This is a genomic window from Streptomyces sp. NPDC054813 (genome assembly GCF_053611365.1).
Genome location: NZ_JBSHAF010000009.1, coordinates 253,356 through 268,827 on the forward strand (window position 1 = coordinate 253,356; position 15,472 = coordinate 268,827).

General features: G+C 68.6%; 12 protein-coding genes and 2 pseudogenes. 9 read left to right on the forward strand and 5 right to left on the reverse strand.

The window, feature by feature from the left end; translation table 11 throughout:
- Positions 1-221: 221 nt before the first annotated feature.
- Positions 222-887, reverse strand: coding sequence for a phospholipase A2 (locus tag ACWGJB_RS20470; RefSeq protein ID WP_453381551.1), 666 nt, complete (start codon positions 885-887; stop codon positions 222-224).
- Between the two features lie 227 nt (positions 888-1,114).
- Between ACWGJB_RS20470 and ACWGJB_RS20475 the strand changes: the two genes are divergently transcribed.
- The 5 genes and pseudogenes from ACWGJB_RS20475 (at position 1,115) to ACWGJB_RS20495 (ending at position 6,849) form a co-directional block, all read left to right on the forward strand.
- Positions 1,115-1,417, forward strand: coding sequence for a helix-turn-helix domain-containing protein (locus tag ACWGJB_RS20475; protein WP_453381552.1), 303 nt, complete (start codon positions 1,115-1,117; stop codon positions 1,415-1,417).
- 156 nt (positions 1,418-1,573) lie between these two features.
- A complete protein-coding gene (gene mfd, locus ACWGJB_RS20480) occupies positions 1,574-5,107 on the forward strand; it encodes a transcription-repair coupling factor (RefSeq protein ID WP_453381553.1) in 3,534 nt (1,177 codons plus the stop codon).
- Between the two features lie 180 nt (positions 5,108-5,287).
- Positions 5,288-5,479 carry a hypothetical protein gene (locus ACWGJB_RS20485; protein ID WP_453381554.1) on the forward strand — a complete coding sequence of 64 codons (192 nt, stop codon included), beginning with the start codon at positions 5,288-5,290 and terminating at the stop codon, positions 5,477-5,479.
- Positions 5,480-5,747: 268 nt separating this feature from the next.
- Positions 5,748-5,984 (forward strand): annotated as a pseudogene (locus ACWGJB_RS20490) (hypothetical protein); the annotation flags it as partial.
- An 82-nt stretch (positions 5,985-6,066) separates the two neighbouring features.
- Positions 6,067-6,849 (forward strand): HNH endonuclease family protein, encoded by a 783-nt coding sequence (locus tag ACWGJB_RS20495; RefSeq protein WP_453381555.1) that lies wholly within the window; start codon positions 6,067-6,069, stop codon positions 6,847-6,849.
- A 21-nt stretch (positions 6,850-6,870) separates the two neighbouring features.
- Here the strand turns inward: ACWGJB_RS20495 and ACWGJB_RS20500 are convergent, their stop codons facing one another.
- From ACWGJB_RS20500 to ACWGJB_RS20515, 4 genes are all read right to left on the reverse strand, one after another.
- Positions 6,871-7,497 carry a nucleotidyltransferase family protein gene (locus tag ACWGJB_RS20500; RefSeq protein ID WP_453381556.1) on the reverse strand — a complete coding sequence of 209 codons (627 nt, stop codon included), beginning with the start codon at positions 7,495-7,497 and terminating at the stop codon, positions 6,871-6,873.
- A gap of 58 nt (positions 7,498-7,555) precedes the next feature.
- Entirely contained in the window at positions 7,556-8,155 is a 600-nt protein-coding gene (locus tag ACWGJB_RS20505) for a DUF6262 family protein (protein WP_453381557.1), read from the reverse strand.
- On the reverse strand, positions 8,152-9,969 hold the full coding sequence (locus ACWGJB_RS20510) for a tyrosine-type recombinase/integrase (protein WP_453381558.1): 1,818 nt from the start codon (positions 9,967-9,969) through the stop codon (positions 8,152-8,154). Before ACWGJB_RS20510 ends, ACWGJB_RS20505 begins: the two co-directional genes overlap by 4 nt.
- Before the next feature lie 380 nt (positions 9,970-10,349).
- Positions 10,350-11,501: a tyrosine-type recombinase/integrase gene (locus ACWGJB_RS20515; protein ID WP_453381559.1), complete on the reverse strand. Its 1,152-nt coding sequence runs from the start codon at positions 11,499-11,501 to the stop codon at positions 10,350-10,352.
- A 91-nt stretch (positions 11,502-11,592) separates the two neighbouring features.
- Here ACWGJB_RS20515 and ACWGJB_RS20520 point away from each other — a divergent pair.
- From ACWGJB_RS20520 to ACWGJB_RS20535, 4 genes and pseudogenes are all read left to right on the forward strand, one after another.
- Positions 11,593-12,078, forward strand: a pseudogene (locus ACWGJB_RS20520) (HNH endonuclease family protein); the annotation flags it as partial.
- Positions 12,079-12,348: 270 nt separating this feature from the next.
- Entirely contained in the window at positions 12,349-12,969 is a 621-nt protein-coding gene (locus tag ACWGJB_RS20525) for a hypothetical protein (protein WP_453381560.1), read from the forward strand.
- 38 nt (positions 12,970-13,007) lie between these two features.
- Entirely contained in the window at positions 13,008-14,495 is a 1,488-nt protein-coding gene (locus tag ACWGJB_RS20530) for a protein kinase domain-containing protein (protein WP_453381660.1), read from the forward strand.
- Between the two features lie 83 nt (positions 14,496-14,578).
- A complete protein-coding gene (locus tag ACWGJB_RS20535) occupies positions 14,579-15,406 on the forward strand; it encodes a glycoside hydrolase domain-containing protein (protein ID WP_453381561.1) in 828 nt (275 codons plus the stop codon).
- Positions 15,407-15,472: the final 66 nt, after the last annotated feature.

Below are 15,472 nucleotides of genomic sequence, written 5' to 3' on the forward strand. Positions count from 1 at the left end.
AGACACAGTCGTGGGACTGTTCGCGGCGCTCACCCCGGGGTCCGGGGCCGGCTGGATTAACTTTCTCACCGCGAGCGCCACGTACACGGCAACCACGCCGACCCGATCGGCCGGCGGGGCGCTGAGATCGACTCCGCGCCCCGCCGTCCGTGTGCTTGCCCCTGGTCAAAGCGGTGTTCCGGGCTCCGGACACGCCCTCGACGACGGGCAGAGCCCGGCGGTCAGCCGGCGGCGCGCACCGCGTTGTAGTACTTCTTGGCGGCCTTGTAGCAGGCATCCTTCAGCTTCTTGCGCTGCGCGGCCGGGTACGGGTCGTCCCAGAAACGCTGGCCGCAGACCCGGTTCAGGTCGCCAAGGAGGGCCTTGTCGACGCGCAGCTTGTGATCCCGTTTGAACGCGGCGTTGCCTACGAGGTTCTTGTAGTTGCGATAGCCGAAGTCGTGTCGGTAGCAGCCCCATTTAAAGACGTAGCCGCCGGGAAGTGAATCCGGAGAGTAGGTGCAGTAATCGGTGTGCCAGTTGAACTTGTACTTTTCGATCGACTGTCGGCCGGCAGTGTGGTCATCGAGCGCCGCGCCCCACTTGAGCTCCGAGTCCTCCGAATTACCCGTCAGGGTCTTCAGCTTGCTGAGTTTCTGCGCCTTGGTCACAGAGGCGGTTACCGTCTGCGAAACGGCTCCGTGGGATGTCGCGGAGTCGGCAAGGGCCGGCGACGCCCCCGTGATGAGGACGAGGCCCGAAAGGGCGATGGCAGGAATTTTGGCGCGTAACTTGATCAAGGCTGAGTTCCCTTTCCGGTTGAGGTGGCGGCAACGATGGCATGTCCGCGCCAGGGGGGCAATCGACTTTCTGGCGCGTGACGGTTCGAGAAATTCGGAATACGTCATTCCATGCTGCTTCACCTTGGCGTCCGTGTGAGCCGTGGGCCGTTATGCCAGTCCCGCTATATTTCAGGAATGTCATAGCGTGGTGCGAGGGCCCGGGTGGCGGCAGCCGACGGCGTGGGATCAAGCTCAGATCTTGCTCAAGTGGCGGCCGGGGGGACCGGACGTCGGCTAGCCTCGCGGGCGTATTTTGTTCCGCGATTCGTCGGCGAATGAAGAGCGATTCGGGAGTGAAGGTGCAGCGTCATCAACGGGGGATGGCCTGGGAGCGTGTCGGACGGAGAGAAAACGTCGAGGAAATCCTCGGGAAAGCCGTCCGAGAACGGCGGGGGAAAGTCGGGATGACTCAGGTGCGGCTCGCCGAACTCTCCGGTATGACACAAGCGGCGATCTCCCGGCTGGAGCGCGGGAAATGCATGCCCACGTTCCCTTTACTGGAACGCATCGCCAAGGCCTTCGGATCGGACCTGTTGGTGACGGTCGAGCCGGGCCGCGGCGTGACAGTCGCCTTCGCCAGGAACGACGCCGCCTGATGCCGAGCCGGAGTCACGCGCAGTCGTGACGTCGGCCCGGCAGGGCCCCGTTCCGGTCGGGTGGGGCGGTTGGGGCAGCGGGCGCCGTAGGCTGGAGAGCCCCGGCCCGTGTGACGTGTCGGGCTGTTTGCGTGCCCCTCCCCGGATGGAACTCCCATGAGCCTGCACGGTCTGCTCGACGCCGTAGTCAAGGACCCCGCCCTCGCGGAAGCGATCAAGGCGTCCGCCGACGGCAACCGCATGCACGTCGACCTGGTCGGTCCCCCGGCGGCCCGCCCCTTCGCGGTCGCCGCCCTGGCCCGCGACGCCGGCCGCCCGGTGCTGGCGGTCACGGCGACGGGACGGGAGGCCGAGGACCTGGCCGCCGCACTGCGCACACTGCTGCCGCCCGAGGGCGTCGTGGAGTACCCCTCGTGGGAGACGCTGCCCCATGAGCGGCTCAGCCCGCGCAGCGACACCGTCGGCCGCCGCCTCGCCGTCCTGCGCCGCCTCGCCCACCCCAGTACCGACGACCCCGAGACCGGCCCGGTCTCCGTCGTCGTCTCGCCCGTACGGTCCGTGCTCCAGCCGCAGGTCAAGGGCCTCGGCGACCTCGAGCCGGTGGCACTGCGCACCGGGCAGAGCGCCGATCTGAACGACGTCGTGGAAGCCCTCGCTGCCGCCGCCTACGCGCGCGTGGAGCTCGTCGAGAAGCGCGGCGAGTTCGCCGTGCGCGGCGGCATCCTGGACGTGTTCCCGCCCACCGAGGAACACCCCCTGCGCGTCGAGTTCTGGGGCGACGACGTCGAGGAGATCCGCTACTTCAAGGTCGCCGACCAGCGCTCCCTGGAGGTCGCCGAGCACGGACTGTGGGCGCCGCCCTGCCGCGAGCTGCTGCTGACCGACGACGTCCGCGCACGCGCGCGTGCCCTCGCCGAAGCGCACCCGGAGCTGGGCGAACTGCTGAACAAGATCGCCGAGGGGATCGCGGTCGAGGGCATGGAGTCCCTCGCCCCCGTCCTGGTCGACGACATGGAGCTGCTGCTCGACGTGCTGCCCAAGGGCGCGATGGCCGTCGTGTGCGATCCGGAACGGGTGCGGACGCGGGCCGCCGACCTGGTGGCCACGAGCCAGGAGTTCCTGCAGGCCTCCTGGGCGGCCACCGCGGGCGGCGGCGAGGCGCCCATCGACGTCGGCGCGGCCTCCCTGTGGTCGATCGCGGACGTCCGCGACCGGGCGCGCGAGCGGGACATGATGTGGTGGTCGGTGTCGCCGTTCGCCGCCGACGAAGAGCTGTCCGCCGACACCCTCAAGCTCGGCATGCACGCCACGGAGAGCTACCGCGGCGACACCGCCAAGGCCCTCGCCGACACCAAGGGCTGGCTCGCCGACGGCTGGCGCACGGTCTACGTGACCGAGGGCCACGGCCCCGCCTCACGCACCGTCGAGGTGCTCGGCGGCGAGGGCATCGCGGCCCGGCTGGACGTCGACCTGGGCGAGCTGAGCCCCTCGGTCGTGCAGGTGTCCTGCGGCTCGATCGACTACGGCTTCGTCGACCCGGCGCTCAGACTCGCCGTCCTCACCGAGACCGACCTGTCAGGCCAGAAGGCGGCCGGCAAGGACGGCGCCCGGATGCCGGCCCGGCGCCGCAAGACCATCGACCCGCTCACCCTGGAGGCGGGCGACTACATCGTCCACGAGCAGCACGGCGTCGGCCGCTACATCGAGATGGTGCAGCGCACCGTCCAGGGCGCGACCCGCGAGTACCTGGTCGTCGAGTACGCGCCCGCCAAGCGCGGCCAGCCCGGCGACCGGCTGTACATCCCCACCGACCAGCTGGAGCAGATCACCAAGTACGTCGGCGGCGAGGCGCCCACCCTGCACCGCCTGGGCGGCGCGGACTGGACGAAGACCAAGGCACGCGCCAAGAAGGCCGTCAAGGAGATCGCCGCCGACCTGATCAAGCTCTACAGCGCGCGCATGGCCGCCCCCGGCCACGCCTTCGCCGGCGACTCGCCCTGGCAGCGCGAGCTGGAGGACGCCTTCCCGTACGCGGAGACCCCCGACCAGCTGACCACCATCGCCGAGGTCAAGGACGACATGGAGAAGACGGTCCCCATGGACCGCCTGATCTGCGGCGACGTCGGCTACGGCAAGACGGAGATCGCCGTACGGGCCGCCTTCAAGGCCGTACAGGACGGCAAGCAGGTCGCCGTCCTCGTCCCCACCACGCTGCTGGTGCAGCAGCACTTCGGGACGTTCTCCGAGCGGTACTCGCAGTTCCCGGTGAGCGTGAAGGCGCTCTCCCGCTTCCAGACGGACACCGAGGCGAAGACGACTCTGGAGGGGCTCAGGGAGGGCGCGGTCGACGTCGTCATCGGCACCCACCGGCTGTTCTCCTCGGAGACCAAGTTCAAGGACCTCGGCCTGGTCATCGTCGACGAGGAGCAGCGCTTCGGCGTCGAGCACAAGGAGCAGCTGAAGAAGCTGCGCGCCAACGTCGACGTGCTGACCATGTCCGCGACCCCGATCCCCCGCACCCTGGAGATGGCGGTCACCGGCATCCGCGAGATGTCCACGATCACCACCCCGCCGGAGGAACGGCACCCGGTACTCACCTTCGTCGGCCCCTACGAGGAGAAGCAGATCGGCGCCGCCATCCGCCGCGAACTGCTGCGCGAGGGCCAGGTCTTCTACATCCACAACCGCGTCGAGTCCATCGACCGCGCGGCCTCCCGCCTCCGCGAGATCGTCCCCGAGGCGCGGATCGCCACCGCCCACGGCCAGATGTCGGAATCGGCGCTGGAACAGGTCGTCGTCGACTTCTGGGAGAAGAAGTTCGACGTCCTCGTCTCCACGACGATCGTCGAGTCCGGCATCGACATCTCCAACGCCAACACCCTGATCGTCGAACGCGGCGACACCTTCGGCCTCTCCCAGCTGCACCAGCTGCGCGGCCGGGTCGGCCGAGGGCGTGAGCGCGGATACGCGTACTTCCTGTACCCGCCGGAGAAGCCGCTCACCGAGACCGCGCACGAACGGCTCGCCACCATCGCCCAGCACACCGAGATGGGCGCCGGCATGTACGTGGCGATGAAGGACCTGGAGATCCGCGGCGCCGGCAACCTGCTCGGCGGCGAGCAGTCCGGGCACATCGCGGGCGTCGGCTTCGACCTGTACGTCCGCATGGTCGGCGAGGCGGTCGCGGACTACCGGCGGCAGCTGGAGACCGGGGAGATCGAGGAAGAGCCGCCGCTGGAGGTCAAGATCGAAGTACCCGTCGACGCGCACGTCCCGCACGACTACGCGCCCGGCGAGCGGCTGCGCCTCCAGGCCTACCGGTCCATCGCCTCCGCCAACTCCGAGGAGGACATCAAGGCGGTCCGCGAGGAACTCACCGACCGCTACGGCAAGTTGCCCGAACCGGTGGAGAACCTGCTCCTGGTCGCCGGGCTGCGGATGCTCGCCCGCGCGTGCGGAGTCGGCGAGATCGTCCTCCAGGGCACCAACATCCGCTTCGCTCCGGTCGAGTTGCGCGAATCGCAGGAGCTGCGGCTCAAGCGTCTGTACCCGGGGACCGTCATCAAGCCGGCCGTCCACCAGGTGCTGGTGCCCCGCCCGAAGACCGCGAAGGTGGGCGGAAAGCCGCTGGTGGGACGGGAGTTGCTGGGCTGGGTCGGTGAGTTCCTGGCGTCGGTGCTGGGGTCGTAGGGCGGCCGGTGCCGGGGTCGCAGGACCGTCGGTCCTGGGGCCGCGGACGGCCGCGGCGCGGCTTTTGCCGGTTTCCCTGACGCCGCCCGCGCCCACCCGCCATCCCCATCGCTGACGCATCGGCGCCTGCCCCTGCGCCTGCCCGCCCCGGGGCTCGTCCGGCTCCCGCACGAACCCGGGGTGAGCCCACCGTCATACCTCGTGGGCCGCGGGGACCAGCTCGACCTGGTGCACAGGGCGATGCGCGAGCGCGGGGCGGTCGAGTTCACCGGGCCCTGCGGGGCGGGCCAGTTTTACGTCCGCCCCTGCACACCGGACCGCGCCGTCGACCCGACCGCCACGGCAACCTTCGGCCCGCCGATCCTGCGCTGACCGCTGACCGGCGCTCGTCCCTGGCGGTTTGGCGCGCCGCGAACCGGCAAGGCGTGCGGTACGGCGTGCGACCGTGGCGTGGTGTGAGCGGGCGCGAAGGCGTACCGCCCGGGCTTCTCCCGGTGCGTCAAAGCGGTTCCGATAAGGGGGAGTTGATTGCCATCTGCCCCTTTAGGTGCCATTCGGCGTGAACCGCGCGGCGGCTACCGTGAGCCAGGAGAGATCCGCCCGCGTGGAGGCGGAAAGAGGGATGGAAGAGGGGGCGCACGTGACGCGTCTGAGGGGCGGGGCGGTCATCGCTGTCGTCATGATCTTCGCCGTGGCCGGCTGCAAGGACCTGCAGGACAAGGGGAGCCCGGGAGCCCAGGGCGCGGGCGGCGGGGGAGCGGCGCTGACCGCCGCCGACGCGCTGACCGTCAAGGGCCGGGCGCCGAAGACCGGTTACACCCGGGAGAAGTTCGGCTCCGCCTGGGCGGACACCGACTCCAACTCCTGTGACACCAGGGTTATCTCTATGCTGCACAACGTGATCGCAGGGTTTTCGCAGCTCATTAAGGGGGCGGTGCGTTATGCGTACTGAGAGGTACATGAGGCACAGCGTCGGAGGCCGGCGTGTTGTTCTGGCATTCGCCGCGCTGGCGGCCACCGGACTCCTGATCGCAGGCTGCAAGGACATTGCTCCACCTGCGGGCAGCGGATCCTCCGGTTCCGCCGTTTCGACCGCCGGTGACGGCCGGGCTGTGAACCCACTGGACAATCCGGACGGCACGAAACCGGGGCTGGGGGCGATCACGTCCACCGCGGACAAGGCGAAGGCACGGTCGGTGATCGAAAAAGTGGCGACGAAGGGACGTGGGCCGAAGACGGGGTACGAGAGGGACAAGTTCGGCTATGCCTGGATGGACTCGGCTCCAGGCGGCATACCCTTTGCGCACAACGGCTGTGACTCGCGAAACGATCTCTTGAAACGCGATGGCGAGAAAGTCCGCTTCCGGACCGGCTCCAACTGCGTCGTCGCCTCCATGACGCTGCACGACCCGTACACCGGCAAGACCATCGAGTGGATCAAGTCCCACGCAACGACGGTGCAGATAGACCACGTCATGCCGCTGTCGTACGACTGGCAGATGGGTGCTTCCCGTTGGACGAAGGACAAGCGGGAGGACATCGCCAACGACCCGCTCAACCTGATTCCCGTGGACGGCCCCACCAACGGCGCCAAGAGCGACTCGGGACCTGCGACCTGGCTGCCCCCGAACAAGCAGATCCGCTGCTCCTATGTGGTGCGATTCGCTCAGGTGTCGTTGAAGTACGGCCTTCCGGTGACGGTCGCGGACAAGCGGATGATGCTGACGCAGTGCGATGGCTGATAAAGGCCGACGCGGTCGGCATCAGCCGCGGGCCGAGGAAGTCGTGGTGCTCGTGGAGGGCCATTCGAGGACGGTCAGTTCAGGCCATTGTTCGCGTCGCCATGCCGCCTTTGCCTCGTAGACCGACCGCGGCGCGAGCACCGGGTTCGGTCGGACGATGAGGTTGAACACGTCCGACAGCCCATGTGGCGCATACACACGCCACTTGTTGTCCGCCTCGGCACGTACCCCTAGACAGCACGTGGTTGCGGCAAAGCTGTCGATCGCCGCCTCGGTGGACTCGTATGGAGGACACGCCACCCCGAACTTGTCCTCGTACCAGAGGTGCGCCCGCGCCTCGTTCCGGATCTCAACCTCTGCGGGCAGGCCGGAGAAAACCTCCCGTCCGGCCTTGATCGCAGCGTCCTGCGCCTCCCAGGACAGATCGCCGGCGTCGAAGTAGAAGACGTCATAGTCCTTGATGCCTCTGGTCGGCGGTCTGTCCGTGACCACGTTCCACACCGTCTGGAACAGGCACCCGGCCGTCACGTACCACCCCGGCAGACCCAACGTCGCGATGCGTGCAAGTATCTCCGTCAACACCTCGTTTCGGAACAACGTCTCACGCAGGCACTCAAGTTGCTGGTCAAGGGGGAGGCGGCCGATCACGAACCCTGCCTGCCACAACATGGTCTGCGGCGGGCCTGTTACCGGTTCCCGCAATTGGTCACTTCGAAGGCACCGCCCGCATCGCGCGACGAAGACTTGCCCTGGCGGCGGTGAGGTCGTCTTCCGCCTCCTGCAGGCGTCGTTCTGAATCGGTCAGGCGGTCCCCGGCCTCTGACAGCTCACGTCTCAGCTCCGTGTTCTGCTGTTCCAGCTGCCGGATCCGCTCGACCAGCTGACCACGGCCCACATCGTCCAGTTCCGCGCCCAGAGAGAGCCGTACGCGTTCCCGGAGACGGCCCTGCTCCTTCTTCAGATCCTTGATCTCTTCCCGAGCCAGGGCGAGTTCGGTCTGCAGGCCGGCGGGTGTGACCTGTCCCGAGCTTGGCCCGGTAGTGGTCCCGCGTCCGTGCTGACGCTGTTCGTGCATGGCGGCCTGGACGGCATCCTGCACCTTCGGCTGGTTGTAGACGAACCATGTGGATACCGAGGCTTCGCGGGCGACCCGGGCGCAGGTGATCCGCTGCCCCGAGGCGAGGAGGTCACGGACCACGTCCAGGGCGCGAGCCGCCTTGGCTTCACTGTCCTGGGCACGGGCGGCACGAAGACGCCGGATCCGCGCTTCTTTGCCTGCGGTGTCATGAGAGGCGGTACGGGTCATGAGGTTCTCCGCGAGGTCAGAGACTGGACCGGGATGAAAGCGGCGGCTGAGCGGACTTTGCGCAGTTCGCGTGAGGCGGCCTCGACTGTGGCCCGTTCCTCCTCGGGCATCTCTTCAAGTTGTCGCCGCATCTTGTCGGCCGACTCGGCGTAGGCCCGGATCTGGTCGTCGAAGTTGCGTACCACCCAGTCCGCCGCCTCCATGGCCAGGGCGGCCTCCCTGTCCGCCCGCAGATCCGCAACCTGTTGCTCCAGCGCGGGCAGATAGGAGGGATCGGGCCGGTAGAAGTCGCATCCGGCGCACTGGAAGCGAATACGGCAGTGTCCCCCGCCCGCCTTGACGTTGCTGGGCTCGGTGCAGCCTCCGTAGGGGACCGCGACGCTCTCGACCTCGTAGGCCAGGGGGTCTTCGAAGCGCTTGGGAGATCCGTGTCGGTCGACGGCGAGGCGGGCGACTGTCCTGACGGCTTCCTGTTTTCTGCTGAGTGAGACTTTGTAGTAGCCCATCGTGACGTCGAGGGAGCGGTGGTCCATGAGGTCTCTGAGGACATCGGGGCGGGTGCCGGCGTCCGCGTGGCGCTGCGCGTAGGCATGGCGGAACCCGTACGGGATGATCTGGGTGCGGTCGTATGACAAGGGCTCGCCGTCGGCGCCCAGGCGCTCGTCCACGAGTACGGGAATGAGCTCGTCGACCCAGTCGCGGAAGATCCGGTTGCAGAACTGCGCGGTGGTGAGGTGACCGCGCCGAGGGCGGTTGCGCTGGCCTGGTGACGGAAACAGCCACTGCGCGCACACCGGAACCTGCGGCAGACGCTGAAGCTCCTTCTGCCACAACTCGATCTCCTGGGCAGTTGCCTCGGTGATGGGCAGGCGGCGGCCGTGTCGGCGCCGCTTGTGGTTGTCGTAGATCAGAGTCGGTTTGCCGTCGACCCACTCCAGACAGTCGCGACGCAAACTGGTCACCTCACCAGGGCGCCGACCGGTGTCCCGAAGGATCCTGTATGCCGCTTGGTACATCCGCGCGAAGTCGGAAGCAGTCCAGCCACCGCTCTCGTACCTGCTCGATGTTCCGAGCAACTCGATGTGAAGGTCGAGTTGGGCGATGACGTGCTCGGGGATTGCGCGGCCGATCTCGTCCTCGGAGACCTCGAGCGCGGCAATGGTGTGAATCTTCGGGTTCAGGGCGAAACCGCCGGGCACGTGATCCATCAGCCCGGCCTGTCGTGTGTACTCGAGGAACGCACGCCACAGGCGAAGCAGCGCCCGCCGGTGGCCCGTCGAGTAGTCATGGCTGTCTTCGGGACGCCTGGCGATGCGGAACTCGTCCACCACGATGCTCATGTCCGCCATCGACAACTTCTCTGGCCTGTCCCCATGGGGGCGGTTGGCCAGGGCGTTGGACGCGAGCGTCACGGCGTACACGGTCTGACGCAGGTCGAAGACATTGGGACGGACAGCCCGTCCGTACTCCTTGACCAACTCGCGCAACCACGGCTGGCGGACCGGCCGGAAGTCGATGACGCCATGCACCGCGGGGTACCTCCGGCCCCGTCCGGCGGTGAGTCCCAACAGAGCGGATTCCCAGACATCTCCCGAGGTCGGATCGGTGCCGTCGTACTCCAAGCGCACGCGTCGGACGTGCTGCAAGATGCCGTTCAACATCCCGGCGAGGTCCTCCGGCAACCCACGCATGAACGACTCGTCGAGGTCCGGGAGGGTGGGCAGCCCGGAGGGGAGAGCAGCGACGGCACGGCGGATGCGCTGGGGAACCAGGGTGATCCCGGCGGCGTCACGCTGCTGGAGGCCGTACAGCACCTCATGTCGTACGGCCGGAGACACCTCGGCCAGCGAGAATTGGGACACTCCCAGAGCAGCCGTGACTGTGCTGTTGGGCCTGCGCCGAGCCGCAAGAGGAACGTAGGTCGAGTCGAAGTCCAGCGGGTGTCCCTGGCGTACGCGGGCGCGACGGCAGGACTCACAGCGGCTGCCGCTGCTCGCCACATGTGTCGAGCATGCCGCCACTACGCAGGTGAACACACTCGTCGAAGGGTTGCCGGGGTCTGCTGTGTAGCGCGACGTGGCCGAGTCCCACTCCTTCATCCGCCACCCGGGAACCAGCCGTTGTTCAAGCCATTCGGCCCATACGGGGTCCCGTGGGCGCGGCGCACTCAAGGTGGCTGCACCGATCGTTCGGTTCATCGCTCCGCCCCCGTGGCGGTGGCGTCGACGGCCGCGCGGAGGTCATCGTCCCGGGCGTGCACGTACACAGCGGTGCTCGCCGATGACGCGTGCCCCAGAAGCACCTGTACGACGTCAGGGGCGACTCCGTTGCGAATCCAGTTGGTTGCTGCCGTATGCCGCATCATGTGGGGGCGCGTGCGAAAGCCGCACCGTCTGCCGATCCGTTCGACGATCTGCTTGGCGTTGGAGTACGTCATAGGCCTGCCTGCGTGGGCGCCGACCAAGTTCACGAAGACGTAGTCGCAGCGGGAAGCCTCGGGCACGGTCTCGCGCTCGGCGAGATGGCCGCGGTACCGGTGAACAGTGATTCCCGTGAGCGGCACCATGCGGTGCCGACCCGCCTTCGCGCGTGCCCCGTTGACGTTGTCCTGACGCGGTCGTACGTGCAGGTGCGCGCCACGTGTTCGGCAGCCCAAGTGGGTTGAGTCGGGCAGCAGGTGCATGTCCTCGCGCCGCAGCCCGAGAGCCTCGCCGATCCGCAGCCCACCTTCCACGAGCACAGTCAGGAGCAGCCGATCGCGAGCGGTGGGCGCCGCATCGAGTACCTGGGCCACCTGTGACGCGGTGAGTGTCGCAGGCGCCGTCTCGATCTCCGGCGCTTTCAGTACCCGGGCCTTCACCATGAGGTGCTGGCCGCCTTCACCCGGATCGAAGCCGACTGGTGGCGATGTCAGGAAGCGCGGCTCGTTCAGTCGCGCGGCGATGTCATGGGCAACGTGACCCTGGACGGCGCAGAAGCGGATGAACTCGCAGACGGCGGTGAGAACGGCGTTGACTGTCTTACCTGACGGCAGTTGCCCCTGCCGGATCGGTGTCCGCTCGATATGGAACTTGAATCTTGTCATGTCGCCGAGCCCGACGGTCTTCCAGTCGGTGCCCCGCCCGGCGCACCAGTTGAGGAAGCGTCCGATCCGAGGAATGTAGGCGCGCTGCGTCTGTGGCGAGCGCATTGCACCCCGCAGGTAGAGCGAGAACTCCCGTGCCTCGGGGTGAGGCTGGTACGTCTCCTCGTCGACGAGCAACCAGGTGACCTCTCCCGTGGTGGGCGAGACGGCCTTCTCCGTACGTAACACCATTGATCCCCTCTGTCTGAGCATGTCGCTCATGTGCCTCTTGGTGTGACTGATAACGGCGAGGCACAACGGGAGGACACGGTTGTCGCTCACGTGAATCGCAGGGGAGAGGGGGATGTAGATAACCAGGGACGACATACTCAAGCGGGACCTCAAGGAGGTGAAGTTCACCGACGGCGACTGCAAGGTCTCCGCCGGCGTGCTGGACCCTGACCCCTACTCCGGCAAGGACGTCACCTACAAGCGTGGCCGCAGTCTGGTCGACATCGACCACCTCGTCGCCCTCTCGGACGCCTGGCAGACGGGCGCCAAGTACTGGGACGCCAGCAAGCGCATAGCCCTGGCCAACGACCCGCTCAACCTGCTGGCCGTCGACGCGAGCGCCAACCGCGGCAAGGGTGACGGCGACACGGCCACCTGGCTGCCGCCCGCCAAGGCCTACCGCTGCACCTATGTCGCCGCTCAGGTCGCCGTGAAGAAGAAGTACGGGCTGTGGGCCACCGCCGCGGAGAAGGCCGCGATGAAGAAGGTCCTCGCCACCTGCCCCGGTCAGAAGCTTCCCGCGGGCGGCAACCCGACCAAGGCGCCGTCCCGGTTCAAGGCCCACTGACGCGACGGCCCGCACAACGGGTCCCGACGACGGAAACCTTTCCGCACCGCGGGCCGCATCGAGGTACCCGGCGCGCGCACCCCGGTTCGCTGTGAACCAGGGTGCGCGCGGACGCGCCCTGGCGATCGCCACACAACGGTTCGATACAACCCGGACCCCACGTCGGTGTCGGGCCATATGCTCGAAGCGACCAACGCACGACCGGTGCTGTCCGTCAGCGGACGCACCGGGCGGGCACGTACGCCCTTTTCAGGCAATACAGGAGCGATCATGCAAGGCCAGGGCCATGCGCAGCCGGTGCAGCGGCCGCCGCACGACGCGGTACTGGTCCTGTTGCGCGTGGTGTTCGTGGCGATGGGGGTGTTCAGCGTCGGCTTCCTGGCCTGGGCGATGATGCTGCGGCTGGCCGTGGTGACCCGTAGATCGGCGGACTACGGCCTGCTGGTGGCGGTCGCCGCGGCCGACATCCTCAGCATCGTGCTGCTGGCCACCGAACCCGGCGACGACGTGCACACGGCCGGCGGCTACCTGGGGATCACGCTGCTGTTCGGCACGCTCCTGGCCACGGTCGTCTACTACCTCGCCGCCGACGTACGCCACTTCCAGCGGCAGCGCGAGGCGTACGCGGCGCAGGCCACGGCGCATACGTACGGCTACCCGCCCCCCGCGTCCCCGTACACCACGACGACGACGCCCCTGGGCGCACAGCCGCCGCACACCCCGCCCGCGCACACCGTGCCCCCGGTCCCCGGGCCGCCGCTGTCCCAGCCCCCGATACCCGCGCCGCCCCGGCGTCCGGCGCCCGCGCGGATCGAGCAGGTGCGTGCCGAGCTCGACGAGCTCAGTGACTATCTGCGCAAGCACGACGGCCGCGACGAGGGCGGAAGGTGACCGTGGCGACAGGGAGAGTCGTCGCCGACCGCTACCAGCTGTCCACGCTCATCGGGCAGGGCGGCATGGGCCAGGTCTGGACGGCGTACGACCAGCGGCTCGACCGGCGGGTGGGAGTGAAGCTGCTGCGCCCCGACAAGGTGGCGGGCGCGGACGCCGACGAACTGCGCCGCCGGTTCCTGCGGGAGTGCCGGGTGACCGCGCAGGTCGACCACCCCGGCCTGGTCACCGTGCACGATGCGGGTACCGAGGGCGAGGAGCTGTTCCTCGTCATGCAGTACGTGGACGGCACCGACCTCGCCGGTCACCTCGCGGAGCACGATCCGTACCCCTGGCCGTGGGCGGTCGCGGTGGCCGCGCAACTGTGCGCCGTGCTGAGCGCCGTGCACGCCGTGCCGATCGTCCACCGGGACCTCAAGCCGCGCAACCTGATGGTCAAGCAGGACGGCACCATCACCGTCCTGGACCTCGGTATCGCCTCCGTGATGGAAACCGACAGCACCCGCCTCACCCACACCGGCACCCCCATCGGCTCGCCCGCCTACATGGCGCCCGAGCAGGCGATGGGCGGCGCGGTCGGCCCGTACACGGACCTGTACGCGCTCGGGGTGCTGCTGCACGAACTGCTCAGCGGAGAGGTGCCGTTCGCCGGCTCCACCTCGCTCGGCGTGCTGCACCGCCATCTGTACGAGCAGCCGGTGCCGGTACGCCGGCTCCGCCCCGAGGTGCCCGAGCCGCTGGAGGCGCTGGTGCTGCGGCTGCTCGCCAAGGACCCGCAGCACCGGCCCGCCTCGGCGCAGGAGGTGTACGAGAACCTCGTCCCGCTCCTGCCCGCGCGCGGCATGCACACCGGGGCGCCCCTGGACCCCACACGCCCCTTCCTGCGCCCGCACGCCCCCTGGCCGGACCGCGCGCGGTTGCCCGCGCCGCAGCCCGCCGCCCCGGTGGCCGCCGTACCCGGAAGACCCGATGTCGTCTCCGCCGTCGACGAGGTCAAGCGGCTGCTCGGGGAGGGGCGCATCACCCAGGCCGTCGACATCCTGGGCGCGATCCTGCCGGTCGCCGCCGACCAGCACGGCGAGCGCTCCACGGTCGTCCGCACGCTGCGCAAGCAGTACGCGGCCACCCTGATGGACGACGGCCAGTACCGGCGCGCGCTGCCCGAACTGCGCCGGCTCGCCGACGAACGCGCCGCCGAGGCGGGCCAGGCCGACCCGCAGTCCCTGCGATTCCGCTACGAGACCGCCCAGTGCCTGGAACAGCTCGGCGAACCGGCCGCGGCGCTCGCCGAGTACCGCGCGCTGCTGCCGTACTACGAGAACCAGTACGTGGCCGGTGATCCGCAGCTCGCGCACGACGTGCGCCGCCGGATCGGGCACCTGCTGCTCGCGCTCGGCGACCGGCCGGCCGGCCAGGACACGCTCACCCGGCTGCTGTTCGACGTGGAACGGCTGCACGGGCCCGGTCATCCGATGGCGGGAGAAGTCCGGCGGACGCTGCAGTGGCTGGGGCAGGTGCGCGGCTAGTCCCCGCGCAGTTCATACTGCACCTACTTCGCGTACGGCTTTTCGCACAGCACAGATTCAGACAACAGGGGTGGGGTTCGGGCATGTCCAGTCATCGGCAGTCGAAGAAGCGCAGATACATCACCTGGGGCGTCGCGGGAACCGCGGTCGTCGCCGGCGCCGGGATCGCCGCGCAGACCTCCATGGCGGCCACCACCTGGCCCGCCCAGAAGACGTACACCGGCCGCGCCTTCGACACCTGCACCGCGCCCTCGCTGGCCGCGATGAAGGCCTGGCACGGCGGCCTCTACGGCGCCGCCGCCGTCTACGTCGGCGGCAAGAACCGCGGCTGCGCCCAGCCCAACCTCACCGCCTCCTGGGTCAAGTCCGTCTCCGCGGTCGGCTGGAAGCTCATCCCGCTCTACGTCGGCGCCCAGCCGTCCTGCCAGAGCGGCTCCAACCCGGAGAAGATGACCACCGCCAACGCCGCCTCCCTCGGCACCAGCGACGCCACCGACGCGGTCGCCAAGGCCGCCGCCCTCGGTATGAAGGCGGGCAGCCCGATCTACCTCGACATGGAGGCGTACGACACGACGAACACGGCGTGCAACAACGCCGTGCTCACCTATGTGCGCGCCTTCGACAAGCAGCTGCGCCTGAAGACGTACCGCGCGGGCTTCTACGGCTTCACCAGCTCCAGCGCCAAGGCGATCGCGAACGCCACGAACAAGACGGACCTGCCGGGCAACCTCTGGTACGCGCTGTGGGACAAGAACAACACCACCACGGCGGACTGGCCGTTCGGCGCGACCCAGTTCACCGGGCACAGCCGGGCGCACCAGTACATGGTGAACAGCAAGGAGACGCGCGGCGGTTACACGATCACCGTGGACCGTGACGCGTGGGACGCCCCGGTGGCGATCACGGGCTGAGCGCGGGCCGAGCGCGGGCCGAGCGCGAAACGAGGGCGGGTCGAGGTTTCGGGCCGCCCGGCGAAT